At 54.9% G+C, this 10,011-nt stretch carries 11 protein-coding genes; 4 read left to right on the forward strand and 7 right to left on the reverse strand.

Annotation, left to right across the window (positions count from 1 at the left end; translation table 11 throughout):
• Positions 1 to 8: 8 nt before the first annotated feature.
• Entirely contained in the window at positions 9 to 1,142 is a 1,134-nt protein-coding gene (locus K0H79_RS19210; protein ID WP_220076903.1) for an S-(hydroxymethyl)glutathione dehydrogenase/class III alcohol dehydrogenase, read from the reverse strand.
• A gap of 173 nt (positions 1,143 to 1,315) precedes the next feature.
• On the opposite strand from K0H79_RS19210, the gene K0H79_RS19215 reads away from it, so the two are divergent.
• A complete protein-coding gene (locus K0H79_RS19215; RefSeq protein WP_220078206.1) occupies positions 1,316 to 2,191 on the forward strand; it encodes a LysR substrate-binding domain-containing protein in 876 nt (291 codons plus the stop codon).
• 129 nt (positions 2,192 to 2,320) lie between these two features.
• Positions 2,321 to 2,881 (forward strand): hypothetical protein, encoded by a 561-nt coding sequence (locus tag K0H79_RS19220; RefSeq protein WP_258405441.1) that lies wholly within the window; start codon positions 2,321 to 2,323, stop codon positions 2,879 to 2,881.
• A 15-nt stretch (positions 2,882 to 2,896) separates the two neighbouring features.
• Here the strand turns inward: K0H79_RS19220 and K0H79_RS19225 are convergent, their stop codons facing one another.
• Positions 2,897 to 3,820, reverse strand: a complete 924-nt coding sequence (locus tag K0H79_RS19225) for a LysR family transcriptional regulator (protein ID WP_220076904.1) — start codon at positions 3,818 to 3,820, stop codon at positions 2,897 to 2,899.
• A 129-nt stretch (positions 3,821 to 3,949) separates the two neighbouring features.
• Between K0H79_RS19225 and K0H79_RS19230 the strand changes: the two genes are divergently transcribed.
• Both K0H79_RS19230 and K0H79_RS19235 read left to right on the forward strand, forming a co-directional pair.
• Entirely contained in the window at positions 3,950 to 5,056 is a 1,107-nt protein-coding gene (locus K0H79_RS19230; RefSeq protein ID WP_220076905.1) for an NADH:flavin oxidoreductase, read from the forward strand.
• A 10-nt stretch (positions 5,057 to 5,066) separates the two neighbouring features.
• On the forward strand, positions 5,067 to 5,678 hold the full coding sequence (locus K0H79_RS19235) for a LysE family translocator (protein WP_126168857.1): 612 nt from the start codon (positions 5,067 to 5,069) through the stop codon (positions 5,676 to 5,678).
• Positions 5,679 to 5,738: 60 nt separating this feature from the next.
• Here the strand turns inward: K0H79_RS19235 and mnmE are convergent, their stop codons facing one another.
• The 5 genes from mnmE to rpmH all read right to left on the reverse strand — a co-directional run bounded on the left by mnmE (position 5,739) and on the right by rpmH (position 9,550).
• Positions 5,739 to 7,100 (reverse strand): tRNA uridine-5-carboxymethylaminomethyl(34) synthesis GTPase MnmE, encoded by a 1,362-nt coding sequence (gene mnmE / locus K0H79_RS19240; protein WP_220076906.1) that lies wholly within the window; start codon positions 7,098 to 7,100, stop codon positions 5,739 to 5,741.
• A gap of 88 nt (positions 7,101 to 7,188) precedes the next feature.
• The gene (gene yidC / locus K0H79_RS19245) at positions 7,189 to 8,814 is read right to left on the reverse strand and encodes a membrane protein insertase YidC (RefSeq protein WP_220076907.1); all 1,626 of its coding nucleotides are present in this window, start codon (positions 8,812 to 8,814) and stop codon (positions 7,189 to 7,191) included.
• Positions 8,815 to 8,818: 4 nt separating this feature from the next.
• Positions 8,819 to 9,073 carry a membrane protein insertion efficiency factor YidD gene (yidD, locus tag K0H79_RS19250; protein ID WP_011758133.1) on the reverse strand — a complete coding sequence of 85 codons (255 nt, stop codon included), beginning with the start codon at positions 9,071 to 9,073 and terminating at the stop codon, positions 8,819 to 8,821.
• On the reverse strand, positions 9,040 to 9,396 hold the full coding sequence (rnpA, locus tag K0H79_RS19255; RefSeq protein ID WP_220066201.1) for a ribonuclease P protein component: 357 nt from the start codon (positions 9,394 to 9,396) through the stop codon (positions 9,040 to 9,042). The genes yidD and rnpA overlap by 34 nt, the downstream gene beginning before the upstream one ends.
• 16 nt (positions 9,397 to 9,412) lie before the next feature.
• Positions 9,413 to 9,550 (reverse strand): 50S ribosomal protein L34, encoded by a 138-nt coding sequence (gene rpmH, locus K0H79_RS19260; RefSeq protein WP_011758135.1) that lies wholly within the window; start codon positions 9,548 to 9,550, stop codon positions 9,413 to 9,415.
• Positions 9,551 to 10,011: the final 461 nt, after the last annotated feature.

Raw genomic sequence — 10,011 nt, forward strand, 5'->3', positions numbered from 1 at the left:
GCGGCTCCTTATTTGCGATCGTAATGGATCACGCTGCGGATACTTTTGCCTTCGTGCATCAGATCGAACGCTTCGTTAATCGCATCCAGTCCCATGGTGTGGGTGATAAAGTCACTCAGGGCAAATTCACCGCGCAGATACTGTTCAACAATGCCCGGCAGTTCGGAGCGTCCTTTCACGCCGCCAAAGGCACTGCCGCGCCACACCCGGCCGGTGACCAGCTGGAATGGACGGGTGGAAATTTCCTGCCCTGCACCGGCCACGCCGATTATCACTGACTCGCCCCAGCCCTTATGGCAGCACTCCAGCGCGCTTCGCATTACATTCACATTGCCGATGCACTCAAATGAAAAATCCACGCCGCCGTCGGTCATCTCAACAATCACGTCCTGAATCGGCTTGTCGTAGTCTTTGGGGTTGATGCAGTCGGTGGCGCCAAGCTTTTTGGCCAGCTCAAACTTGCTGTCGTTGATATCGATACCAATGATGCGGCTGGCTCCGGCCATGGTCGCGCCAATCACCGCCGACAAACCAATGCCGCCGAGGCCGAAAATAGCCACTGTGTCACCTTTCTTCACCTTGGCGGTTTTGAGCACAGCGCCCATGCCGGTGGTGACACCGCAGCCCAGCAGACACACTTCTTCAAGCGGCGCTTCGGGGTTGACCTTGGCGAGGGATATTTCCGGCAGCACTGTGTATTCACTGAAAGTGGAGCAGCCCATGTAGTGATAAATCGGCTCGCCATCTTTAAAGAAGCGGGTGGTGCCGTCCGGCATCAGGCCTTTGCCCTGGGTGGCGCGCACCGCCGAGCACAAGTTGGTCTTGCCCGAGGTACAGAACTTACATTTACCGCATTCGGCGGTGTAAAGCGGGATCACATGGTCGCCCACTGCCACGCTGGTTACGCCTTCGCCGACCATTTCCACAATGCCGCCGCCTTCGTGGCCCAAAATAGCCGGAAACACGCCTTCCGGGTCATCGCCCGACAGGGTAAAGGCATCGGTGTGGCACACGCCCGTGGCGACAATGCGCACCAGCACTTCTCCGGCCTTGGGCAACATCACATCCACTTCTTCAACAGATAAGGGCTGGCCCGGGCCCCAGGCAATGGCGGCGCGGGATTTAATAAAGGATGCAGACATAGGATTTCCTTCCTCAGTAAATGCGGCCTTGCAGATGACCGGATTCATTATTGATAGTCCAAAGCCGATGCCTGGGCACGGCCCAGACGCTTTGTGTGTGAATGTGATTGTATTTCTTTACTGTGAATTGATAATTGGCTCTATTGGTAAATAACTTTTACTGGATAGAAATAATCATGCGCTGGGAAGGGATTTGTGAATTTGTAGCCGTGGCCGAGGCGCAAAGCTTTACCACGGCTGCCGGTCGGCTTGGGATCAGTACCGCGCAGGTGAGCCGCCAGGTGCGCGAGCTTGAAGAGCGCCTCGGCAGTAAGCTTTTGTACCGCACTACGCGCAAGGTGTCGCTTACCGAAGACGGGCAACTGTTTTACCGCCACTGCCGCCAGGTGCTCGATGGTCTGGATGAAGCCGAGCGGGCGGTGTCGTCCCTGAAAAATGAGCCGCGCGGGCTTATCCGCATGACGGCGCCTGTGACCTACGGCGAGCAATACGTGATGCCAATTGTATTGGAATACATGCAGCAATTTCCGCAGGTGGAAGTGCAATGCGAGCTGACCAATCAACAGCTGGATTTGGTGCAGGGCGGTTTTGATTTGGCTATTCGTCTAGGGGTGTTGCCGGATTCCTCTATGATGGCGCGAAAGCTGGCCGAGCGGGTGCAGTATCTGGTGGCATCGCCGGACTATATCGGCCGTCACGGTGCGCCCCATTCGCTGTCGGAGCTCGGTCGTCATCAATGTTTGCTCGGCAGCCTGCCATTCTGGCGCTTTCAGGAAGAGGGCAAGCTTCGCAGCCTGAAGGTGAAAGGGCGCCTCAGTTGCAGCAGCGGCAACACCCTGCTGGCGGCGGCATTGGCGGGCATGGGGATAGCACAACTCCCCGGCTATTACGTGGATGATGCGATTCGTGACGGCCGCTTGCTGGTGCTGCTCAAGCCATTTCAGGAACCCAAAGAGGGAATTTGGGGCTTGTATCCCCATAATCGGCAGCTGTCGCCCAAGATTGGCCACCTAATGAATATGCTGGCCGACAAGTTGCCCAAAGCGTGATGTGTGAGCTGGCGCCAGTATCCACCTCGTTTCAACTTGTTGAAAATGGCGGAACAACCTAATGTGATTCAGGCGAGGCGTTTCGCTGGAATGGCTCGCTTCAGTACGACTTCACTAAAGGGAATTGCGATGAAGAATTTTACAGCCGGTTTGAATAATTTCTGGGTTGGGCTGGTTACCGGCATGCTGATGCCTGTGATTGTGGTGGCCGCGCTTTTGTATCTGACCGTGGATAAGCTGACCGGCGTGGTGCAGGACTCGGCCATTTCGCCCTTCCTTGAGCGCAGCGAGCAGACCCTGGATAAGGTCGATAACCTGTTGGTGACCCTGGATGACAAGGTCGACAGTGCCAGCCTGAAGGATCTTGAGCTGCTGGCGCCACTGAAAAATGCCAGGATTTTGCCCGAACTGCAGGAGATTGCCGGCGCCGCCGCTGAGCTTAAAACCAAGGTGGACGATATAGACAAAGAAGCAGTGCTTGCCGCCCTGCGTCAGAAGTTGGAAACCTCTCTGGCGGGCAAGTTCCCCGAAGAAAAGGCCAAAGCCCTTGCTGCCAATTTGGAAAACCTGGTGCGGGTGTTGGCGCAAAGAAGTGACGATCTGCAAAAAATGACCGACCTGCAAAACATATCTGAGCTTCCCAAACTGGATGAGGCTCTGGTAAATGGTCCGCAAGCACCGGGCAATTGATAAGTTCCAGTCCACTCAGGCTGCGTCGAACGCCGCGCGGGCAGCCATCTCGGCTATCACAAAGTCGATAAAGTGAGTCACCAGCGCCGATTCGGCCCGGCGCTGGGTGTAAAGCGCATAGAAGCTTGCGCCCTTGGGGCGAAAGTCGGGCAAGACTTCGACCACAGTACCGGCCTGCAGCTCATCGGCCACCAGATAGCGGGGCAGGATGGCGATGCCAAAGCCCTGCTGCATGGCGGCATAAATTGCCTGCTTGTGGCTGAAGGCAAGTTCACCCGCCACGTCCATATGCAGTTCCTTTCCCTTATCCATCAAGGTCCAGCGTTCGTGGCGTGAGTAATCGGTGCAGCGGCTGATAAGGCTGTGCTGATGTAATTCTTCCGGCCTGCAAAGGGCTGATTTGTCACTCATATAAGCCTTGCTGGCGCAAAGCACCATCTCATCCCTGGCAATAAAGCGGGCGAGATAGGGCTCGCGGTTAAGCTCGGTGCTGCGAAACGCCAAATGAATATTGTCCCGCAGCAAATCTGAGGTGCGATTACTGAAGTCGGTGACCAGCCGCACCGATGGGTGCTGTTGCCTGAACTTAAGCAGCAGCGGTGTGAGCATCACTTCGCCCCACAGCATGGGGGCAGTTATTCTGAGTTCACCACTCAGGCACTCGCGGCGATTTTGCAGCCCATCCAATAGCTGTTCGTGCAGGGCAAGCATCTGGTCTGCCTGGCGGTAGGTGAGCTCCCCGGCATCGGTCAGCTGTAGCCGGCGGGTGGTGCGGTTAAGCAGCACAGTGCCGAGGCTTTGTTCTAAATAGCGTAAATCTTTCGAGGCCTTACTCGGGGTAATGCCCAAATGCTCTGCCGCCCTGGCAAAGGAGCCAAAGCGCACAATGCAGACCAGCAGTCGCATTAAATACAAGGTATCCAGCTTGTGTTGGCTCATGCTTCTATCCTCGAGATTGACTGCCGATTGTGTCTTGTTGGGCATTAATATATTTCCTGAAGGATAGATTATATCTTTTCTGTCGTGAGTTATCGTGTCGCCATTGTGATTGATGAGTTGGAGAGACAAATGCGTCAGGCATTAAACAGCGGGTTTGAGTTTGCCAGGGCGGGTGTGCGGATGAAAAATCGTGCCGTGCTGGCACCGCTGACCCATAACATGAGCGATGCCGATGGCAATCCGAGTCAGGCAGAACTCGATTGGCTCGAGCATTGCGCCAAAGGTGGTTTTGGGCTGCTGATTGCGGCGGCTACCCAGGTGTGGCCGGGCGGTCGCTGCTGGGCAGGGCAGCCAGCCTTGATGACAGACCATCAGCAGCAGGCCTTCAGCCGGTTTGCCCGGGCGGCAAAGGCAAATAACGCGCTGGCGCTGGTGCAACTTCATCATGGCGGAGTGCGCGCTGCGCCTGCACTGAATGGCACTGCACCTGTTGGTCCAGGCGCCGAGGCGCCAGGTGGCCGTTACCCGCTTGGGGTGAACGAACTTGATGAAGCCGGAATTCAGCAACTGATAGCCGCCTTTATTGCTTCTGCCGAGCGCGCCTATCAGGCCGGATTGGATGGGGTTGAGCTGCACGCTGCCCATCACTTTTTGCTGTGTAACTTTTTAAATCCCATGCTTAACCGGCGCAATGACCGCTGGGGCGGCAGCCTTGAGAATCGTGCCCGGCTGCTGATTGAGATCATCCGTGGCATACGTCAGCGACTGCCCCGCAGCTTCCTGTTGGGGGTGAGGTTGTCGCCGGAAAGCTATGCCAATGTCGAAGGGATAGAACTTGAGCATCAGCTGGAAGTAGCCGATTTACTGGCGGTAGCGGATATCGATTACGTGCATTTTTCCATGGGCGACAGCTTCAAGCAGGCCAGCGGCAAAGAGACAGCGCTGCTTAGCGAAGTGACCAATGCCCTTCTTGGCAAAACCGCGCTGATGTTTGCAGGCAACATCCGTGACGGAGCTGCGGCGCAACAGGTGCTGGACGCAGGCGGCGACCTGGTCGCCATTGGCACTGCTGCCATAGGGAATCCGGATTGGGTGCATAGGGTTAGCAGTGACATGCCGCTGTTAACGCCACCTTTCGCCGCCACCCTGCTGCAGGGCCACGGATTTACCGAGGCGGGCCTTGCTTACCTTGGCGCTATCCCCGGACTGGTTGCACCATCAGAGCAACAAGGGTGAGGGCGGGCAGATGTCTGAGTGGATCTTGCTGCTGATGTTTATCCCGACCTTCTTTGTTATTTCGGTATCGCCGGGGCTTTGCATGATGTTGGCGCTGAGTTTTGGTGCCAGTTTGGGAGTCAGGCGCTCGCTGTGGGTTATTGCCGGCGAAGTGGCGGGCGTGTCCTTGATAGCCCTTACCGCACTCCTTGGTTACACCCAGGTGTTGGTTGAACAGCCGCTGTTGATGCAGCTGTTTAAATACCTTGGCGCGCTTTATCTGCTGTGGATGGGGATTGATGGCTGGCGCAATGCATCCACCAGTCTGGCGGCGGTGCAGGCGGACAGCCGCAGTGGCGAACTGATGCTGCGGGGCTTTTCGGTGGCGATTTCCAACCCCAAGTCGTGGCTGTTTATGATGACCTTGCTGCCACCTTTTATCAGTCCAAGCTTGCCGCTTGGGATCCAGACCTTGCTGTTTGTGAGTCTGGTGGCGCTGATTGAATGCCTGAATCTGCTGATATACGCCTACGGCGGCCACAGGGTGAATCAACTGCTGCTGACGAAGGGCCGCGGTGCCTGGCTTGGACGTGTGTCATCGCTGATGATGGTGAGTATTGCGCTGTTTTGGCTGCTCAGCTAAGCCAATAAAAAACGCGACTGCCGCTGGATGACAATCGCGTTTTATGCCACTGAAAGCGGTTTATTTGCCGATACAGAAGGAGCTGAAAATCTTGCCAAGCAAATCGTCTGAGGTAAATTCGCCGGTGATTTCAGACAGTGCCTGCTGCGCCATCCGCAGCTCTTCGGCCAGCAGTTCGCCCGCCAGATACACTTCCAGCTGCACCTTGCCCAGTTGCAGATGTTCTGAGGCTTGCTCAAGCGCTTCCAGGTGACGACGACGGGCGATAAAGCCGCCTTCGAGGTTACTTTGATAACCCATCAGCGATTTCAGGTGCTGCTTGAGCGCATCCACACCCAGGCCGGTCTTGGCCGAAATCCGGTAGACGCTGTAGCCTTGCTCTTCGGTGGCCTCCAGTGGCTCGCCGGTCAGATCGGCTTTGTTGCGCACCACGGTAACACCCAGAGCCTGGGGCAGACGGTCGATAAAATCGGGCCAGATCTCGTGTGGGTCAACCGCCGCCGTGTCTGTGCCATCCACCATAAACAGCACCCGATCGGCGCTGGCGATTTCGCTCCAGGCGCGCTCAATACCAATACGCTCCACTTCGTCTGTGGTGTCCCGCAGACCGGCGGTATCTATAATGTGCAGTGGCATACCGTCGAGGTGAATATGCTCGCGCAGCACGTCGCGGGTGGTGCCGGCAATGTCGGTCACAATCGCAGATTCTTTACCTGCCAGGGCATTGAGCAGGCTGGACTTACCGGCGTTGGGGCGCCCGGCAATCACTACTTTCATGCCTTCACGGATAATGCTGCCTTGCTTGGCGCTGGCCTGCACTTCATCGAGCTGGTCGATGATGGCGTAAAGTGCTGCGGCAATTTTGCCGTCACTCAAAAAATCCACTTCTTCATCGGGAAAGTCGATGGCGGCTTCCACATACAGACGCAGGTTGGTGATTTTGTCCACCAGGGTATGCACCTGAGTCGAGAATTCGCCTTGCAGCGAGTGCAGGGCGCTCTTGGCTGCCTGTTCGCTGGTGGCATCAATCAGGTCGGCAATGGCTTCGGCCTGGGTCAAATCCAGCTTGTCGTTCATAAAAGCCTGCTCGCTGAACTCGCCGGGGCGGGCAATACGCACCCCTTTGACCTTGAGCACGGCGCGAATGAGCATGTCCATCACCACCTGGCCACCGTGGCCCTGCAATTCCAGTACATCTTCGCCAGTAAAGGAGTTGGGGCCCTTGAAGAACAAGGCTATGCCCTGATCAATCACGTTGCCATCGGCCGCTTTGAAGTCGCAGAAATCGGCGTAGCGGGGTTTGGGCAGGTGTCCCAGCAGGGCATGGGCCACATCGCTGGCCAGCTTGCCGGAAACCCGGATAATGCCTACGCCGCCCCGACCGGGCGCGGTGGCCTGTGCCACTATGGTGTCTGTCGTCACGTGTCTTTCCGCTTAATGGTGTACTTCAAAAAAGAAATAAAAAGGCGACCTCAGGTCGCCTTTTTAGTGTGTAGCCTGAAAAATGGGCTTATTTTAAGCCTTTTTTCTCCAGCTGGGCATAAATAATCTTCTGCTGGGTGATGGCAACCAGGTTACCCACCAGCCAGTAGAGTACCAGACCTGCTGGGAACCACAGGAAGAATACGGTGAAGATCATCGGCATCCACTGCAGCATCTTCTGTTGCATTGGGTCCATGTTGGGGGCCATTGGCTGCATCTTCTGCATCATCCACATGGAAGCGCCCATCAGCAGTGGCAGTACGTAGTAAGGGTCCTGCACCGACAAATCCTGGATCCACAGCATGAATGGCGCGTGGCGCAGTTCAACGCTTTCCAGCAGCACCCAGTAAAGGGCGATGAAGATTGGCATCTGCAGCAGGATGGGCAGACAGCCACCCATTGGGTTTACCTTTTCCTTCTTGTACAGCTCCATCATGGCCTGACCCATCTTCTGACGGTCATCACCGAAGCGGTCTTTCAGGTCCTGCAACTTGGGCTGCAGGTTACGCATCTTGGCCATGGACACATACTGTGCCTTGGTTAGCGGATACAAGAGACCACGTACAGTCAGGGTCACCAGAATGATAGCCACACCCCAGTTGTGCACCAGACTCTGGAAGAACATCAGGATCCAGTGGATAGGCACAGCCAACCACCAGAGGAAGCCGTAATCCACTACCAGGTTCAGGGTGTCAGACAGAGCAGACAGCGCTGCCTGGTCTTTTGGACCTACGTAGAAGGTGGCAGAAATGGTTTCAGTGGCACCGGGGGCTACGTCATGAACTGAGCCTTTAAAGCCGATATTGGCAAGGCCACCGGCACTGACAGAGGTGAACAGGGTATTCTTATCAGATGCGGCAGGTACCCAGGCCGACACGAAGTAGTGTTGCAGCATGGCAACCCAACCACCCAGGGTTGGCTCTTCCAGGTCTTTCTTACCCATGTCATCGAAGCTGTACTTCTCATAACGCACATCGGCGGTTGAGAAGGCGGCGCCACGATAGGTGGGCATCATCATGCTGCTTTCACTGGCAGTGATGGTTTGCTTGATTTGGCCATACATCTGCACCTGCACAGGGGCTGCTGAGTTGTTGGCAACGCGGTAATCCACGCCCACATCAAACTGGCCACGCTTGAACACAAACACCTTGGTGAAGTTCACACCGGCATCTGTGGTCAGTGTTAGAGGCACTTCCAGGGTGTCCTGGCCGTCAGCCAGGGTGTAGGCGTCGGCGGCGGCAGCGAACTTGGCGCGGCCACTGGCGGCGCTGTCGATACCATCACGACCAATCAGACCACTCTGGGCGATGTAGGTGAAATTGTTTTTCTGCTCCAGCAGAACAAAAGGTGCTTCTTCGTTTTGTTCCAGCTTATGGGTGAGCAGGGCGGCATGCACTATGTCACCCCCCACAGGATTAATCTGGATTTCCAGTTGATCTGTGGTAACGCGGATCAGGTTTTGGGTTGCTGCCACTGTGGCAGGTACACCGGCATCGGCTGTTGGAACGTCACTGTTGATAGCCTGGTCGTGGATTTGGGCCGCCGCAGTTACTTCTGTGGCTGGCTTGGGCGCCTTGTCGGATTCCCACTGTTGCCAAAGCAAAAAGCTGACAAACAGCAGGCCGATGAGCAATAGATTGCGTTGTGATTCCATAGCCTTATTTATTACACCTGTCTTTTTTCGGAGGGACGGGATCGTTGCCGCCCGGATGTAAAGGGTGACATTTTAATATGCGTTTGGCTGCAAACCAACTGCCTTTTATAACACCGTGAAGCTGGATGGCTTCAATGGCGTAATGTGAGCAAGTTGGCTGAAAACGACACTTAGGCCCAAGGATTGGGCTGATAAATATTTGGTAGCCGCGAATAAGCTTGGTGGCTAGCCATTGAAACGGCGACTGAGTTTGCGCCATAGCTTATCTACCAGCTTGTGAAGTTCGGGATTCTCCAAATCCATAACACCTTTGCGAACCAGCACAACTATGTCCAAAGAAGGCAGGTCGTGTTGATGCATCCTGAAGCTTTCCCTAATCACCCGTTTAACCCGGTTGCGGTCATGGGCACGTTTAACCTGTTTTTTGGGCACAGTTAAACCCACTCGAGGATGCTCCTGAGTGTTGGGAGTAGCAAGCAAAGTGATTTCAGCAGAAGATGCTTTGATAGGATTGGTGAAAACAGCTTGAAATTGCGCGGGAGTTAACAAACGTAACTCCCGCGTAAAGGTGTAGCTAGTCACCTAGATGTCGACCTGATTAGGCAGACAGACGAGCGCGACCCTTGGCACGGCGACGAGCCAGTACCTTGCGGCCGTTAGCTGTAGCCATGCGAGCGCGGAAGCCGTGAGAACGCTTGCGCTTCAGGTTGCTAGGTTGAAAAGTACGTTTACTCATGGTGGCAATCCGTCTTTACTGGTTAACATTCCTTGACGCTGAAACCAAAAATCAGAAATCAGAGACAAGGGCATAAAAAAGAGGCCGAATTGTAATCACCTAAACGCCTCCCGTCAAGAAGCACGACTCTACAGCGATACATTACAGCCAGATTTTTTCTTCATTAGCCTTGTTAAGAACCCTACAGAATGTGGATAACTCTGTGCATCTACACAATATCTGGTAGATCCAAGGACAACTAACAAGATCAGAAGCCGCGCATTATAGATCAATATGGATCCCTTAATAAAGCAGGATTTCCGCCATTGGGCCCTGAAATAGATCCTTTTCGATCTTGACTGATCAGAGTTATTCAGATCTTGAGATCTCCCTGTTGATAATTCCATTTTAAGGATAGCGATCCCGTTAGAGTCCCGATAGAATACTCCTCCTTTGGATAGTTATTTTTTGGGGATGGAACA

Source organism: Shewanella sp. FJAT-52076, from assembly GCF_019457455.1.
GTDB classification, from domain to species: domain Bacteria; phylum Pseudomonadota; class Gammaproteobacteria; order Enterobacterales; family Shewanellaceae; genus Shewanella; species Shewanella zhangzhouensis.

Bases quoted from the DNA above. Each gene is read 5' to 3' on its own strand.
- K0H79_RS19210 (WP_220076903.1), bottom strand. From the start codon at position 1,142: ATGTCTGCATCCTTTATTAAATCCCGCGCCGCCATTGCCTGGGGCCCG.
- K0H79_RS19220 (WP_258405441.1), top strand. From the start codon at position 2,321: ATGAAGAATTTTACAGCCGGTTTGAATAATTTCTGGGTTGGGCTGGTT.
- K0H79_RS19225 (WP_220076904.1), bottom strand. From the start codon at position 3,820: ATGAGCCAACACAAGCTGGATACCTTGTATTTAATGCGACTGCTGGTC.
- K0H79_RS19230 (WP_220076905.1), top strand. From the start codon at position 3,950: ATGCGTCAGGCATTAAACAGCGGGTTTGAGTTTGCCAGGGCGGGTGTG.
- K0H79_RS19235 (WP_126168857.1), top strand. From the start codon at position 5,067: ATGTCTGAGTGGATCTTGCTGCTGATGTTTATCCCGACCTTCTTTGTT.
- yidC (WP_220076907.1), bottom strand. From the start codon at position 8,814: ATGGAATCACAACGCAATCTATTGCTCATCGGCCTGCTGTTTGTCAGC.
- yidD (WP_011758133.1), bottom strand. From the start codon at position 9,073: ATGGCGCAAACTCAGTCGCCGTTTCAATGGCTAGCCACCAAGCTTATT.
- rpmH (WP_011758135.1), bottom strand. From the start codon at position 9,550: ATGAGTAAACGTACTTTTCAACCTAGCAACCTGAAGCGCAAGCGTTCT.